At 48.4% G+C, this 16,134-nt stretch carries 15 protein-coding genes; 14 read left to right on the top strand and 1 reads right to left on the bottom strand.

Features of this window, described 5'->3' with window-relative positions; genetic code table 11:
• Positions 1–35: 35 nt before the first annotated feature.
• The 14 genes from ABEW73_RS20965 (at position 36) to ABEW73_RS20900 (ending at position 15,396) form a co-directional block, all read left to right on the top strand.
• Positions 36–908 (top strand): ABC transporter permease subunit, encoded by an 873-nt coding sequence (locus ABEW73_RS20965; RefSeq protein WP_430167859.1) that lies wholly within the window; start codon positions 36–38, stop codon positions 906–908.
• A gap of 8 nt (positions 909–916) precedes the next feature.
• Positions 917–1,783 (top strand): carbohydrate ABC transporter permease, encoded by an 867-nt coding sequence (locus tag ABEW73_RS20960; protein ID WP_430167862.1) that lies wholly within the window; start codon positions 917–919, stop codon positions 1,781–1,783.
• Between the two features lie 22 nt (positions 1,784–1,805).
• A complete protein-coding gene (locus tag ABEW73_RS20955) occupies positions 1,806–3,098 on the top strand; it encodes a CehA/McbA family metallohydrolase (RefSeq protein ID WP_430167865.1) in 1,293 nt (430 codons plus the stop codon).
• A gap of 163 nt (positions 3,099–3,261) precedes the next feature.
• Complete coding sequence (locus ABEW73_RS20950) at positions 3,262–4,521, top strand: MFS transporter (RefSeq protein ID WP_430167868.1); 1,260 nt, start codon at positions 3,262–3,264, stop codon at positions 4,519–4,521.
• A 149-nt stretch (positions 4,522–4,670) separates the two neighbouring features.
• Positions 4,671–5,693: an ROK family protein gene (locus tag ABEW73_RS20945; protein ID WP_430167871.1), complete on the top strand. Its 1,023-nt coding sequence runs from the start codon at positions 4,671–4,673 to the stop codon at positions 5,691–5,693.
• Positions 5,694–5,826: 133 nt separating this feature from the next.
• Positions 5,827–7,038 carry an MFS transporter gene (locus tag ABEW73_RS20940; protein WP_430167873.1) on the top strand — a complete coding sequence of 404 codons (1,212 nt, stop codon included), beginning with the start codon at positions 5,827–5,829 and terminating at the stop codon, positions 7,036–7,038.
• A gap of 386 nt (positions 7,039–7,424) precedes the next feature.
• The gene (locus ABEW73_RS20935; protein WP_430167875.1) at positions 7,425–7,697 is read left to right on the top strand and encodes an acyl carrier protein; all 273 of its coding nucleotides are present in this window, start codon (positions 7,425–7,427) and stop codon (positions 7,695–7,697) included.
• Positions 7,687–9,201 carry a hypothetical protein gene (locus tag ABEW73_RS20930; RefSeq protein WP_430167878.1) on the top strand — a complete coding sequence of 505 codons (1,515 nt, stop codon included), beginning with the start codon at positions 7,687–7,689 and terminating at the stop codon, positions 9,199–9,201. The genes ABEW73_RS20935 and ABEW73_RS20930 overlap by 11 nt, the downstream gene beginning before the upstream one ends.
• Positions 9,202–9,223: 22 nt before the next feature.
• Positions 9,224–10,330: a hypothetical protein gene (locus ABEW73_RS20925; RefSeq protein WP_430167880.1), complete on the top strand. Its 1,107-nt coding sequence runs from the start codon at positions 9,224–9,226 to the stop codon at positions 10,328–10,330.
• Positions 10,302–11,477 carry a radical SAM protein gene (locus tag ABEW73_RS20920; protein WP_430167883.1) on the top strand — a complete coding sequence of 392 codons (1,176 nt, stop codon included), beginning with the start codon at positions 10,302–10,304 and terminating at the stop codon, positions 11,475–11,477. Before ABEW73_RS20925 ends, ABEW73_RS20920 begins: the two co-directional genes overlap by 29 nt.
• Positions 11,478–11,537: 60 nt before the next feature.
• Positions 11,538–12,521 carry an ABC transporter ATP-binding protein gene (locus tag ABEW73_RS20915; protein ID WP_076321627.1) on the top strand — a complete coding sequence of 328 codons (984 nt, stop codon included), beginning with the start codon at positions 11,538–11,540 and terminating at the stop codon, positions 12,519–12,521.
• Positions 12,518–13,327 (top strand): ABC transporter permease, encoded by an 810-nt coding sequence (locus ABEW73_RS20910; RefSeq protein WP_430167885.1) that lies wholly within the window; start codon positions 12,518–12,520, stop codon positions 13,325–13,327. The genes ABEW73_RS20915 and ABEW73_RS20910 overlap by 4 nt, the downstream gene beginning before the upstream one ends.
• 12 nt (positions 13,328–13,339) lie before the next feature.
• A complete protein-coding gene (locus ABEW73_RS20905; RefSeq protein WP_430168242.1) occupies positions 13,340–14,143 on the top strand; it encodes an ABC transporter permease in 804 nt (267 codons plus the stop codon).
• A 131-nt stretch (positions 14,144–14,274) separates the two neighbouring features.
• The gene (locus ABEW73_RS20900; RefSeq protein WP_430167888.1) at positions 14,275–15,396 is read left to right on the top strand and encodes a hypothetical protein; all 1,122 of its coding nucleotides are present in this window, start codon (positions 14,275–14,277) and stop codon (positions 15,394–15,396) included.
• Between the two features lie 74 nt (positions 15,397–15,470).
• Here ABEW73_RS20900 and ABEW73_RS20895 read toward each other — a convergent pair whose 3' ends face one another.
• Positions 15,471–16,085, bottom strand: a complete 615-nt coding sequence (locus ABEW73_RS20895; protein WP_430167891.1) for a TetR/AcrR family transcriptional regulator — start codon at positions 16,083–16,085, stop codon at positions 15,471–15,473.
• Between the last annotated feature and the right edge of the window lie 49 nt (positions 16,086–16,134).

The raw sequence follows: 16,134 nt of genomic DNA, 5'->3' as shown, positions 1-16,134 counted from the left end.
CCTTCTTTATTTTTTCAATAAGGGGGCGAATTTCCTTGAAAGCCATATTCAAATACAAAACTTTATATTTTATGATGCTTCCTATCCTGGCCTACTTCCTCATCTTTTCCTTTTATCCGCTTGCCCGGGGACTTGTTATCAGCATTCAAGATTACCGGCTTATCGGAGACCGGCCCTTTATCGGTTTCGATAACTATCTGAGGGTACTGAAGGATCCGGTTTTTTGGGAAGTTTTTCAGAATACAATCGTGATCGGCGCCGGAAGCTTTATTATCAACTTCTTGTTGCCGTTAATCCTCGCGCTCTCCTTAAATGAAGTGGCTTCCGCCTGGTTCAAAAAAATGACCCAAATGATCGTTTATTTACCTCATTTATTCTCCTGGGTGGTCGTAGGCGGGATGTGGATTCTACTGTTGTCTCCGGATACAGGCATCGTGAACCAGATCATTCAGCTCTTCGGCGGTCAGTCGGTCGGGTTCCTGTCTTCGGACCGTTATGCCCGCTTCGTCATGATCCTGACTTCAGGATGGAAGGAGATGGGCTATACCTGCATTATGTACCTGGCCGCCATCGTGAACATTAATCCCTCGCTGTATGAGGCTGCTAGCATGGACGGCGCCAGTCGTTGGCAGAAGGTCCGTTACGTCACCGTTCCGATGCTTCGCTCAACTATGAAAGTGGTCATCATGTTAAATGTATTGGGTATCCTGCGTTTGTTTGATCAAATATTCGTGATGAGTAATGGCGCCATTGCCAAGAAAGTTGACGTCATTATGATGTACACCTATCAAAAAGGGATATTGGAATTTAGCGTTGGACCTGCAACGGCGGCCGGCTTCCTGGTGATTTTGGCAACATTCACGCTAACGTATGTAACAAGAGCGGTGATCCGCTACGATGAAGGGTGAGTCGGTATATGAAATCAATGAATAAAATAAGCCTGCCTGGCCGTTTGTTTGATACGATCAATGTTCTGTTCCTCCTTCTGCTCGTTTTAACTATGGTTATTCCGTTCATAAATACACTCGCGCTTGCATTCTCATCAAATTTTGCTTCCATGCAGCCTGGGATCGTGCTCTGGCCTAAGGAATTCAGCCTCGAGGGATTCTCCACCGTATGGAACCGCATGAAGCTTTATTTGCCTTTTACGAACAATGTCATTGTGACCGTTGTAGGTACCTTAGGTCATGTCTTCCTAAGTTCCATGGCGGGCTATGTCCTGATACAGAAAGGACTTCCCGGAAAAAAGTGGATGTTATCCGCGATCCTGTTAACGATGATGATTCCGAGCGAGGCTATCATGATCCCGCTATATATCGTGAATCAGGATTTAGGACTCCTGAACACGCTGTCCTCCTTGATACTTTCGGGTTTCGTCTCCGGCTTCAGCGTCATGCTCATGCGGAATTTCTTTTTGAGCGTCCCTTACGAAATGTCGGAATCGGCGCGGATCGACGGAGCCGGGGATTTTCGGATCTTCTTTACGATGTACTTGCCGCTTGCGAGAGCAGGTCTGGCAACGGTCACGTTGTTTGAATTTGTCAGCCGCTGGAACCAATTCACGCCAGCCGTCCTGTATATAAATGACTCGTCCAAATATACGCTGCAGATCGCGTTGAAATCGCTCATTGTCGATACCGATTCGACCTCGAGCAATTTTCTTATTACGACCAATGTCAGAATGGCAGGGATTGTCATTGCTCTTCTTCCGCTCATCATCATCTATCCGTATGTGCAAAAGTATTTTGTCAAAGGAATGTTTGTCGGCGCAAATAAAGAATAAGCATAATTGAGGAGGCAGTTGTATGGCTAAACAAATCGAGCGAATGAACATATCGGCTTTCAAACGATATATTGAGCATTCGGAACAAAGTACGTACATTGAAGTTCCGTTCCAAATGCCGGAGCATGTCGAAGAAATCCGCGTGAGCTATCAGGTGGAATCCCACGGCGATGATGCCGCAAAAGCCGTCATTGATCTGGGGGTACGGGACGCCGAGAGAGTAAGAGGCTGGAGCGGAGGGGCACGCCAGGAATTTAGCATCGGTCCGAATCAAGCGACTCCAGGATATCTGCCTGGACGGTTGGCCCCAGGAGATTGGGCTATTCTCCATAACGCTTACAAGGTGCCCGCTCAGGGTTGTACGGTCACAATAGAAATCGAGTTTACCTATAAGACATCGCGCTGGCTGAAGGGAGATCTTCACACGCATAGCGTTCATAGCGACGGCACTTATACCCTGGAAGAGAATGCGGCCATGATGGAGAGTTTGGGCTGCGATTTTATAGCCATGACCGATCACAATACGAACAGCCAAAACCTTGCTTATCCGCGCGGGACCTCAGTACTGATGATACCGGGAACGGAGTTTACGACGAATTATGGTCATAGTAATTTTCTCGGCGTGACGAGCCCGATGGATGATTTTCGCGTATCGGAGATATCCGATGTGCATGAGAAGTTTCGAGTCGCCCGCGAGCGGGGAGCCAAGATCGTGCTCAACCATACGCACTGCGATAACTGCCCATGGGAATGGGATTTCGAGGTGGATTACGACTGGGTAGAAATTTGGAACGGGCCTTGGAGAGAGCACAACAAACGTGCGCTTTCTTGGTGGCAGGAGCAGCTCGTCACGGGAAGACGCCTGGTAGCCGTAGGCGGAAGCGATGTACATCGTCCGGATACATATGTGAAGCATGCGATGCCCTGCGTATGGGTCTGGACCGATGAAAAAACGGTGGAGAGCTTGCTGAAGGGTATCGCTGAAGGCCATGTCGTCATCACTTATTCGCCTGACGGACCTTTTGCTAACCTTCAGTGCGGTGAGTATGGGATTGGAGATCAAGTCCCTTATAAGCAAGCCGATCACGAGGTGGTCGTTCAGTTGGATGATTTGATTGCCGGCGATCAGATTCGTCTGTACAGCGAGCGCGGTTTAGAGGAAGAAACTTCTGCTGACTCGGACGGGGGAGTTACACTTACGTTTAACGCCAAACAAAGAAGATTTTTACGAGCAGAAGTTTGGCGGAGTTTCAAACAGGCGGATGGTATGTCGATGGCGGTAGTGACAAACCCAATCTATTTTGAATCAAAATGAGACACACAGGAATTGTAACCAAAGGATCGGAACATAGAACATTGGATCGGCAGCCGCTATGATGGACGCAAAATGAGCAATTAAGAAGAAATATCGCATTTCATTGTAAGGTACATTGAATGTAATTTGAGTGATGGAGATTTATCACGAAAGGGTTGGAATGATGTCAGAAGTCGAAGATGATAAGAAAATCTATTGGAAAAGGAATATCATTCTCTTCTTAAGCAGTCAGACTCTCTCACTGTTTGGCTCTGCCTTGGTGCAATATGCCATCATGTGGTACATTACGCTGACTACGCAATCAGGCATCATGATGACGGTGTATATTATTTGCGGATTCATTCCGACGTTTTTGCTGTCGCCGTTTGCGGGCGTATGGGCGGACCGCTTCAACCGTAAATCGCTCATTATGATTGCGGATGCAATGATCGCGATGGTTACGCTAATTTTGGCCATTACGTTTATGCTTGGCTACCAAGCGGTTTGGCAGCTGTTTGTCATTTCTGCCGTACGCGCACTCGGGGCCGGCATTCAGACACCAGCGGTCGGGGCGATATTGCCTCAAATTGTGCCGCAAGAGAAGTTAACGAAAGTTAACGGAATTAACGGCAGCCTACAAGCACTCACCATGTTCGTGGCGCCCATCGTCAGCGCGGCTTTGCTCACCATGGCAACGATCGAAGCGATTTTTTTTATCGACGTTGTTACGGCAGCGATCGCGATTTTTACCTTGTTTGCCTTTCTCAAAATTCCGTTGCACAAAAAGGCATCGGACACGCAAAGCACAGGCTACCTGGACGATTTCAAGGAGGGCTTGGTGTATATAAAACAGCATGCTTTTTTAAAATCCTTTTTTATCTTCTTCGCATTTTTCTTTGTGCTCATGGCACCTTCTGCCTTTCTTACGCCGCTGCAGGTTACCCGCAGCTTCGGTGACGATGTATGGCGCTTAACGGCAATCGAAATTGCGTTTTCCGTTGGCATGATGGCAGGAGGAGGGATCATTGCGTCATGGGGCGGGTTCAAAAATAAAGTGTACACGATGGCTATAGCCAGCTTCATCATGGCCGTGTCTACTTTTGCGCTCGGCATTGTACCTGTATTCTGGATTTACTTAGCCATCATGGCTGTGTTCGGAGTAGCGATGCCCATATTTAATACGCCGACAACCGTTATGCTGCAGGAGAAGGTGGACGAGAATTATCTGGGACGTATATTCGGTGTCTTCGGGATGATCTCGACTTCCATGATGCCCATCGGGATGTTGATATTCGGACCGCTTGCCGATGTGGTCACAATCGAATGGCTGCTGATCGGTACCGGATTGTTTATGCTCGTACTTACGGTGTTCTTCGCTCGGAACAAGCGATTGGTTGAAGCGGGTTTGCCGCTGCCAAAAGAACAAGAAGCCACATCGGATTAATGCTAAAGGGCCTCAGCAACATGAAAGCCGTATTTTTCCTGCGGCTTTTTTTGTTATACATGCATGCTAGTGTCGTTTTAAATAACAGCAAAAGTAGTTTATTATAAGGATGACTTCGATTATGGATTGATATGTGTACAGGGGGGCTTATGAAAAAAGCAAACGCTAATTTGATGAAAGAAATCAATTTAAATAATGTCCGCAAAGTCATGAAGCGTGTCGAAACGGCGACGAAGCCTCAATTGGCCTCGCTGACCAAACTGAGTGTAGTTACGGTGAATTCCTTGGTCAAGGAGCTGTATGAGCTCGGGGAGCTTTTTGAAGACGATACCGTTCCGTCCAATGGCGGAAGACCCGCGCTAACTTATAGATACAATTATAATTTCAGCCTTGCTCTTGTCGTTTATTTGAAGGAGAAGCAAGGAGCCGAGCTAATCTCTGCAACCGTAGTGAATTTGGAAAATGACCTGTTGGCCAAAGAAGAATACATCATGCCAGTGTTTGAGCGACAGCGCTTCTTTGAAATTATTGAGCATTACGTTGAGCTTTATCCCTCTATAAAGGTGATTGGCATCGGCATTCCGGGACAGGCTGTCAATGGAGAAATTACGGTAAGCAGTCATCAAGAATTAACAGGGTTTCGCATGATTGAAGAGATTGAATCTCAGTTTGGACTGCCTGTTATGGTCGAGAACGACGTGAATGCAGCCATTAGTGGATATTCGATGAAGGAGAATTTGGAAGAAGACCAGTGTGTGCTCGGCATCTATTTTCCTATGAAATATCCGCCTGGCATGGCTATTTATCTCGACGGGAGGATTGTTAAAGGAAAGAACGGCATGTCGGGAGAAATCAAATTTCTGCCTATTGGTCTGGATTGGAATCGAGAGATGACAAAGGAGAAGTTTGTGCATTCCATATGTCAAATTATACATACCGTTAATGCCGTTCTGGCTCCTGACAAAATCGTGATTTATCAGTACAGAATTGAGGCGGAAGCTTGGACTCAGGCATGGGAAGTTTATCTGCATCATCACCCCATGCCGTCTTACCCTGAAGTCGTGTTGAAGCAGACATTTCAAGAGGACTTTGAGGCAGGCATGCGCTGGCTAACCCTGCAAGAATTGGAGCCGGCACTTGATCTTGCAGTTGACAGGAACCCTCGGAATTAAATTCCGGGGGTTTCTGTGTTTTGGATGTTGACAAAGAAAAGATGCTGTTGCATATTAAGTAAATGTACTTTATAAAGTCTCTTTATTTAATGTTCGAGAGAAAGATTTATTTGAGATGGGAGAAGGTGTACTCTTGGCAACCTGGTTTTTGATTATCATTTATCTGGCTTTTATTAGTTTGGGACTACCCGATTCTTTACTTGGATCAGCCTGGCCCGTGATATGGCCCGACATTGGGTCTTCCGTCGGCTCTGCAGGAATAGTGTCCATGGTTATTGCAGGAGGTACCATCGTTTCGAGTTTGGCAAGCGGCTCTATGATACAACGGTTAGGAACAGGGAGAATCACCCTGTTTAGCTGCTTCCTAACTGCAGGAGCGCTGCTTGGTTTCTCTTTGGCACCCTCCATGGCCTGGTTTGTCGTTCTGGCCATTCCGCTGGGACTGGGGGCAGGTGCCGTGGATGCCGCATTGAATCATTATGTTGCTGATAACTACAAGGCGCATCATATGAACTGGTTACACTGCTTTTGGGGTGTAGGTGCAACAATGGGGCCCCTTATTATGTCCTCTTACATTGCAGACCATAACTCCTGGAGGAGCGGATATACTGCTGTATCCATGATTCAATTCTCGCTCGTTATCATTTTGCTTATTACGCTCCCTTTATGGAAGCGTGTCGCTGCAATGCGTGAGCTTCAACAACCACAGAACGGAACAAATGTCGATACCGATACTCAGCAACAGGAGCAGAACGTAAAAGCTAACATCATTCGGATTAAAGGTGTTAAACCAACCCTTATGGCATTTTTATTTTATTGTGGAGTCGAATCCACGGTGGGGTTATGGGGAGCCAGTTACCTTGTCGGTGCTAGAAATATTACAGCGGATACGGCTGCGATATGGATCTCTTTATACTATGGCGGTATTACGATTGGAAGGCTTGTTACCGGCTTTATAACGCTGAGGGTCACCAACCGTCTGTTGATCCGTTATGGTCAGATAATCACTATATCAGGTGGAATTATCCTTTTACTACCGCTGTCTGTTTCCTTTTCTTTGATGGGATTTATGTTGATCGGGCTTGGCCTTGCCCCCATATTTCCTGGTCTCCTTCATGAAACGCCAGCTCGATTTGGAAAAGAACATTCGGCGAAACTTATGGGATATCAGATGGCTGTCGCCTATACGGGGACCACGCTGCTTCCTCCCATGGTTGGACTTATCGCTTCGCAGACAAGCATCGGTTTATTCCCTTCCGTTGTGCTAGCATTCCTTATCTTCATGTGGCTGAGTGCAGAGAAAGTGAACCGCATTTTAGATAAGCAAGTAAAAGCAGGGATGTAGCTGCTAGCGTAACCCGTTGGATAACTCCCCAGAGATCGTGCTGCACCCAACCATTCGTTGTTGGCGAAAATGTAGCATAAATAAAAAAAGGAGCTGATGACCTATTAGGGCTACAGCTCCTTTTTTTGCTAGAACAAGAACATACACACATAGGAAGTCGTGGGTTATGCGGCTTATTTAATACATACCAGAATGTAGTTTTCGGCAATTTTCGCTCTATCGAATCCTGATATATTTATTGTTGACAGATTTTAACACCAGGAAGATAATAATTGTAACTATGGTAAAAGGAGGGAATGTGTTTTAGGAGTTTTTGTTCGAATGGAATTTCTAAATGTAAAGATTCGGTTGTACCTCGTATATTAACCCACTAAAGGAGTGTAGTCATGTACGATAAAATCGTAGACATTTTGTGCTCTATCAAAGAAGATCAACCGGAACTCCGCCAAAACCTGTCCCTCGATACGGATCTAAACAACGATATAGGCCTCGATTCTCTGCAAATGATCCAGTTTATGCTCAAAGTCGAAGATCAGTTAAATGTGGTCATTGACTATGACCAGTTTGATTACGAACATCTCCAGTCGATCGACTCATTTATCACTTTTCTGAAAAGCTGCCAATCGCAGGAGCAGCCCTTGTACGAAGATGTCAAGTAATGAAGCCGGCGTGATTCCGAAAATCGTGATGGGTACCTTCGATCCCGAAACACGTTGGAGGGATCCGGCTCTGGCCCGGCTGCCCGCTATGCCCGATAAGGACCGGGAATCGATTGTCCTCTGCATGGACGAGCTGCTATTTCCATTTTGCGGACCGAACGATGTTCTTTACAGTCGTTGCAAAATCGATCCAGCGCTGCACGAATACCTAAACGGGCTGGGTTTTTCTTTTCAGTCCCGTTATCACTATGATTTGAACGATGAGCATAAGCCTTTACCAGGATCAGACGTTTTTAAGCGGTGCATGTTCAGCCTTGCTGCCGAACACGCCCAAGATCCTATACCGGCAAACAGGGTGCTGCAGACGGCCGGTGCCGGTTATTCTGAGGGTGCACGATTGCCGGGATCGATCTCTTCCTTAAATGCCGCAAACGGTTTGCGCCAAACACAATCACCGGATGAATCGTTGTTCACCAACGCCACAAACATTCTATCACCGTACGCTATTACAGCAGAAACGGAAACTTACCGTCGTGCCGCTGGACCGTTTGATCCTTTCCCGGACTTGGAGACGGTTGTACGTGTCAACTCCAAGAAATACTCGAGCAGACTGCTGGCTAGCATCGGCGAGAAGCGCTACGGGATGGAGGCAAACAGCGCTGCGGAAATTGAGGCGATTGGAACTACGCTTTTGAAGCGGGGACCGTATTTACTGAAAGATTTATTCGGTGTTTCGGGCAAGGGCAATCTGCTCATTGACAGCGAAGCCATGCAGCGAAGGATAGCGGAGCACCTGTATAAGCAGGAGGGAAGCGGATTGCGCGTTCAGTTTCTGCTAGAGCCCCTGCTGTCGAAAGTGACCGATTTCAGTTCTCACTGGTTCATCCGGGAGAACGGTGAGAAGGAGTTCATCTCCGTTCAGCGGATGATGAATCACCAGCAAAATTACAGTGGGTCTATCCAAGCCGATAAAGCATTTAACGGCATGCTAGAGAACGCCGGCTATTTTGCCGTGATAGAGAAAGCGCTCCGGGCTCTGGCCGAGGACGGCTACCATGGCTTTGTCTGCTTCGACTCCATGATCCTGGAGGACGGAGAAGTCGTATCCATTGTGGAGATTAATGCCCGCAAGTCCATGGGACTGATTAACGCGTATCTCGATAAATCGTGGGAACCATACGGCCATACCGGCTGGCTTACGTTCTTCTCACTCGGTCTTCCGCAAGGCTTCACATTCGGGAAACTCCTGCAGGCTCTGCGCGAATCCGCTCTTCTGTTGTCAGCACTCGGGGATTACGGGATCGTTCCGTTATCATCCAATACCGTCATGGTGAACGAGATTCTAACACGGCGCCGTATTGCCGAGGGAACGCAGAACAAACGGGGGATGCCGAAGGGGCGGCTGTATGCAGCCGTGCTGGGACGTGACGACGAACATCGCAGCGAATTGGTGAAAAGTTTGCGTCAGATACTCGCCGACTTATCCGTTAAAGTGTACAACTAAATCTGGAACTCGGAGGCTGCGCATGTATTCATCTTCGGTCACCTTGCTGGCGTCGGGCAATTCGCTTGGCGCATACATTCCGGCTATGCATCTGCATACGTACCTGCAAAGCAAAGGTATCGGGACAGAGGTTCATGTTCTGGAGAACTTGTATCACGAGGAAGTCCGGCACAAGATACGCTCTACCAAAAAAGCATTCCATGCAGATTTCTCCGTTGCCCGTATGGGCCATAAGCTGGCCAAGCCCGTTGACTCTTCCCTGGACGAGGAAGCGGTTCGGAGAATGCTGGACGGCTGGAGACAGGTCGGAGTCACCCGCTTTGCCGTCTTTACCGGCTTCTGGCTGCCGATACTGGAGCGCTATAAAGCAGCTGCGGACATTTCCCTGGACATCCGGCTGATCCGGTTGGATGCGAGTGATACGCCGTCTTATAAGGTACACAAGCCATTATATTTAGGCTGCGACAACGTCTGGTTCTACGAGCCCTCAAAGCGGTCGCCGGGCAGTTACCTTGCTTCGGATGAAGCGGAGCCTCTGCCTTACTCGCAGCGTACCGGACGCATTCTGATCCATGGCGGCGGCTGGGGGATCGGAACTTACGCCGGAACGATCTCAGAACTTCGTAAGTTCGGCTACAGCCTTGATGTGATCGTCTACGATCCCTCCGAGGTGGAGGAGGACGACGGGGTTACGCGTTACTTTGGAACGGAGGCCTTCTGGGATCCGTGGAGCAGGGATGCGCAGGGGCGGCACACATTTCCGCCGATGGTCCGTTATGTCCGTGAAGACGGTATTCTCCGGGAGTTTCCACTCGGGGATTACTCCGAATACACGGACCTGATGCGAAATTGCGTTGCAATCATCAGCAAGCCGGGTGGAGCGACCCTGAACGACTCGTTGGCGTTCGGCATCCCTTTTGTCATGCTGGAACCGTTTGGCGACCATGAGCTTCATAATTCAGCCTATTGGGAATCCTGTGGTTTCGGTATCCGGTTTACCGAGTGGAAAGCCCAAGATTTTTCGAAACCTATGCTAGAGGAGATTTGCAGACGTTTGCTGGAGCAGCGATCAAAAATCAACCATTTTGGGAGGAACACCTATGCAGCCGAAAACAGCAGTTACGTTTGACCAACTGACGTTCCGTAATATGAAAAGAACCCTGGTACCCCTAGCGGAAACGGGAAGAAAGCTCAAGGAGGACCCGACTTATGCGGCCCCCGTGCCTTATGAGATTGGGATCAAACTCAATAACGGGTGCAATCTGCGCTGCAAGCATTGCTTCGAATGGAATCCGGAAGGCTTCCATCACGGCTTTGCCAAAGAAGTAAAGAACGACGAAATCGAGATTCCTGTCGTGGAGAAGCTGCTTGCCGAAACAAGAGAACGCAAATCGCGTGTATTCTTGTGGGGCGGGGAGCCGCTGTTCTACTCCAAGTTCGATGAACTGGCGGAGCTGCTGGCCAAAGAAGACCGATATACGACCATTTGTACGAATGCGATTCTCATAGAACAGAAGCTGGATTCTATTCTAAAAATGTCGGAAAATTTGGTTATGCTGATCAGCCTGGAAGGCTTCGAGAAAGAGAATGACGCGATAAGAGGCAAAGGCACATTTAAGAAGGTGATCAACGCCATACAGCTCCTGCTGGATCTGCAAAAGCAGGGCTTGTACAAAGGCAAAGTATCTGTAGCTCTGACAGTAAATGACCAGATGGTTGGCCAGCTTTACAGCTTTATGGAATACTTCGAAGAGATGGGCGTAGATTCCGTGTACTTCTGCTTCCCTTGGTACATCCCTTCCGGTACGGCGGAGAAAATGGATACCTATTTTGATGCCCATTTCCCGCACCTTGCTTCCCGCTTTGCGGACGATCACAAGAACAGCTGGCACTCCTTCACGTTCCATATCTCGCCGGACCATTTTGATACATTGATCGAAGAGCTGAAACGCGTCAATTCACGCGTATGGAATGTACGTATCCGCTATCAGCCCGCGCTGGAGCCCGAAGAGGTGGAAGGGTTTATCCGGGGAAGCGAGAAGCCGGCCATGAACCGGACGAAATGCTTCTCGATCTCGAACCGGATGGACGTGATGCCGGACGGCAAAGTGAATCCGTGCAAATTTTTCCCGGAATTCAGTGTCGGCAATTTGTATGAAGATAGCGTGGCGGATATTTTTCACGGCGAAGATCTTCGGAAACAGCGCGAGGTTCTGGCCTGCGGTCTGATGCCGATTTGCTCGAAATGCGTGCTGCTTTATAACAATGGAGTTTAAGCGTTTTAACTTTATGCCGTTCATTCAGGCAGATCAGGCAAACGTTTGGGAGGAGCGGAGATGGACTATATCCGTGTACGGGAGCTGCACAAATCGTTTGTGTATTACCGGAAAGAAGCAGGACTCAAAAATTCATTGAAAAATTTGTTTGCTCGCAAGTCACTGGTGAAGGAAGCGGTTAAATCCGTTTCCTTCGACATCGGTCCTGGCGAGTGCGTTGGATTTCTGGGACCTAACGGAGCGGGCAAGACTACGACGCTCAAGATGTTATCGGGAATCCTATATCCCACGAGCGGGGAGGCCGATGTGCTCGGCTATGTCCCGTGGGAGCGAAAGAATGAGTTCAAGCGGCTTTTCTCCATTGTAATGGGCCAGAAAAATCAGCTTTGGTGGGACCTTCCCGCCAGCGAGTCGATTTATTTGAACAAATGTATTTATGACGTGGACGATGATCTCTATCGCCGGAGTCTTGCCGAGCTATCGGAAATGCTCGATGTGCAGGACCTTTTGGACGTGCAGGTGCGTCGGTTGTCCCTGGGGGAGCGGATGAAGATGGAGCTCATCGCCGCTCTGATCCACCGCCCTAAGCTGCTTTATCTCGATGAGCCGACGATCGGCCTCGATTTCCCTTCCCAAAAGAAGGTCAGGGAGTTTTTGAAATATTACAATGAACAATTCGGCGCGACGATTCTGCTGACGAGCCACTACATGAAGGATGTGGAGGATCTGTGCAAGCGGACGATCATCATTAATGAAGGCAGTATTCTGTATGACGGTGATCTTCATAAAATCAACGATCTTTTTGGCGAGAACAAAGTGATAAGGCTGCAATTCTCCGAACCTGTTGCCGAGCAGCGGTTGGCCAAATTCGGAAAAATCGTCAGTGCAGACGACTACAACGCGGTTTTGGAGCTGCCTAAGTACCGCTTGAAGGAAGTATCACGTGCCGTGCTCGATTCGTTTCCGATCGTGGACTGGACAATAGAGGACGTGGCGATCGAGGAGAGTATTTCGATGCTCTACCGCAAGGAATCCGTCGGATGAACAGAGGCAAATTGTACAGGGCTGTTTTTTCAATGGGCGTCCAGCATTCGATGGAATATCGTTTTCACTTCTTTCTTGGTCTTCTGGGGGCCACATTTCCGATTCTTGTCCAGTATTTCATCTGGACGGCCGTGTACCGGCATTCCGGTCAGGATGCGCTGTTCTCGTATTCGTATAGTCAAATTATATTGTATACGATCTTGGCGGGATTGGTTTCCAAGCTGATTGCTACCCAATTCGAGCACCAGATTGCCGACGATATCAAAAACGGTGGTCTTAACAAGTATTTGATCAAACCGATCAGCTATTTCGGGTATCGGCTGGTATCTTTTTTCGGCCAGAAGGCGATCTACTACGGGATTACAGCTTTACTACTCATCGGGATTATTGGGTTCGCATCTGCTGGTGGCGTGCTCGAGCTCCAGGCTATACGCCTGATCCTGTTCGCGGTCACGCTATCGGGGGCGCTTTTGCTCAATTTCCTGATCGCCTACTGCATCTGCGCGAGTGCTTTTTATCTGCATGAGATCTCGTATTTTTTTGTCATTACAAGTCTGCTCGTCAATATTTTGAGCGGAGGCATGTTTCCGCTCGAGATTTTCGGGGAGTCGGTTGTGAAGGCACTTCAGTACACGCCATTCCCATATACGATTTATTTTCCGGTCAATATCCTCAGCGGCAAAGCGGAAGCGGCGGCTATGTACCAAGGGCTGCTAATCCAGTGTGGGTGGATTCTGCTGTTCTTCTGGTTATCCCGTCTGACTTGGCGCGTTTCCATGAAGAAATATTCGGCAGTAGGGGGGTAACGGACGTTGCGTATGTTTAAAAACGCGAGGAAATACATGCGGCTGTACGGTTTATTCATCAAAAATTGCCTCATCGCCCAAATGGAGTTTCGGGGCAATTTTATGATGAGCCTGCTGGTTGAATCCGTCTACCTGCTCGCCAAGCTGTTATATGTGCTCGTTGTGTTCCGCACCGATCTTCATGTAGATGGCATACCGCCCGAAGGGCTGCTTCTATTTATAGGCATGCATACGGTGGTGACCGGAATTTATGTCGGCCTGTTTTTTACAAATTTCATGAAAATTCCAGAATATATTAAGGACGGTTCGCTTGATTTAATGCTGACGAAGCCGGTATCTCTTCAGTTCATTGCTTCCTTGCGTTACGTCGATTTGGCGCTGCCGATCCCCGATATTCTGGTTGGGTTCGTCATGGTCGGTATCGGCTGGCATGCCATGGATATTCCGCTGACGTTCCTGCAGCTCGCGGGGTTTGCCTTGCTGTTGCTCGTCTCTGTTGTCATCACATACTGCCTGATGATCATCCCGGCACTGCTTTCATTCTGGTTCGTCCAGACGGGCTCTGTATCAGAGATCGCGCATTCCATTTGGGACGCCAACAATTTCCCTATGGCTATTTACCCGGCCTGGGTCCGGCGGATCGGGACCTTTGTTATTCCTCTATTCCTCATTACCAATTTCGGACCGATGTTTCTGCTTGAGCAGCTCAACTGGCTTCATGTGGGACTGGCGCTGGCCGCTTCGCTTCTGCTCTTCGCAGCTGTACGGCTGCTCTGGAAACAGGCCGTGAAAGGATACAGCAGCGCGAGCAGTTAAACCAGCTGATTGGTGGGCTGAATGCCGAGCTTGCATCCTTGCATGAGGAAGGAGAGTAGATACATCGGGCTCAATCGAAGGAACACGGCTGGTCACGATTCCGGATCACTTGTCAGAAAGGGGAGAATCAGATGAACGCGTTTCAGCTTCCGGTGGTGAATCCGCCGCTTAAAGGATTTTTGCGGTGGGCTTACACACTCTCGATCACCAGCATCCACGAAGAAACGATGCCTTGGTATTACAGCAATTTTATCCAGATGTTCTGCAAAAAAAACTTTCTGGAGGACGGCAGGCAGTATTATGTTGATTTTTTTCGGGGCAAGCCCAACGAACTGAATTTCAACAACCCGTTTCTTCTCACCTGTTCTGTCAATTATACGATTCTGGAGAGTTTGGCATTGGACGACTGGCCGAAATTTTTCGCGGATCAGATCCGAAACGGCTATTATTGCGTTGTGTTTTTGGACGAAGCCAGACTATCGCCTGCGGCCTCCTATCAGAAGGAGCCGTTCCCTCATCATCTTTTTCTATACGGTTTCGATTGGGACGAGAGTGTCTTCTATGCGTCGATGTTCGACCATACGGGAGTTTACCGCAATTTGCAGATCCCGTTTCGGGAGTTCCAGGACGCCGTTCAGTCGATGAGGCATCTTCTAAAGGAGGAGCTCACGGCCGATCATCATACGTACTTTTATAAATACGAACCGCATTCTCCATATCCTTTTGATAAAACGGCCGCGATTGACCAGCTGCGCGATTATTTAAACGGAGAAACTCATCTAAACCGGATCAATTACAATTCGGACAACGAGGAAGCTTTCGGAATCAAGATCTACGACTATTTGCGACTGTACTATGATGCCGTAGAGGGCAACGATTCCCGGCTCGGTGAGCGTAACGATGTAAGACACCTTCATGTGCTCTGGGAGCACAAAAAAATGATGAGCGAGCGGATCGGATACTTGGTGGATGAGGGGATCATCCCGTATGATGAAGAGCTGGTGGCCGGCTACAAGGATATCACCAAAAGGGCGATGAAGCTGAGAGATCAGTACATTCGTCATGAAATTCGCGAAGATAAAGAAATGTTTGAACGGCTGAGGCTCCGGTTCGATGAATTCCAAAACGAAGAGCCGGTTCTCCTGCAAAAACTGATTACGCTGCTCGAAGGCTCCAAAAACTCACTGGTGAGTACCTCCGGAACCGGATGCGATTCATACAAGAAAGAAGACCAGGTACTCAGGAACAGGTGAAGCTTTGTTAGAGCAAAACCTGCTAGCTATAGCTAGCAGGTTTCTTTTTATTTTATGGTTTCATGATGGCCGCGTTAGCCTGACTTAGTGGATAAGGCATCCCATAGGCTCATGAGTTGCGTGATAGAAGCATCCATGGCTTCGTATAAAATACCGTCCCGGGCTTGCGTTGAGATTCCTTGCAGAAATGTTTCGAATAAGGTTACCAGCATGGGGATATCCGTTGAATCCGGCAACTCTCCATTGGCTACGGCCCGCTCGATACAGCCTTGTAGCCAACCGTGAACCCTTGCCCGTTCCTTGGCAAGCATCTCTCGGATATGTTGTTGCTCGGGTGAACAGTTCACGGCGGACAAAACCAACAGACAACCGAGAGGGTGGGAGCTTTCTGTCTGCATTCGGGCCGAGCGACTAAGTCCTTGTTCGATGGCCATTCTTGATGTCAGACTAGTATCCCTGAAACTTTCAGAGACTTGTCCATAAGTAGAAATATATCGATCCATCACTTCTCGGAACAGCGATTCTTTTGATTCAAAAGCGGCATAGAAACTCGCTGCAGAAATATCGCCCATAGCAGCACGCAACTGAGCTAGCGAAGTGGATTCATAGCCGTGTTCCCAGAACAGAAGCATGGCGGCAGCAACTGCCTCGTCACGATTAAAAGCGCGTGGACGTCCCGTTCGTGCCATATAAATGCCCCTCCTTTATTAATTATATACTAATTGATCCAGAAGTCCT

The sequence above is a fragment of the Paenibacillus lautus genome, assembly GCF_050482385.1.
GTDB classification, from domain to species: domain Bacteria; phylum Bacillota; class Bacilli; order Paenibacillales; family Paenibacillaceae; genus Paenibacillus_AQ; species Paenibacillus_AQ lautus_B.
The sequence above is the reverse complement of the archived record's forward strand: the minus strand, read 5'-3'. Positions and strand labels throughout refer to the sequence as shown.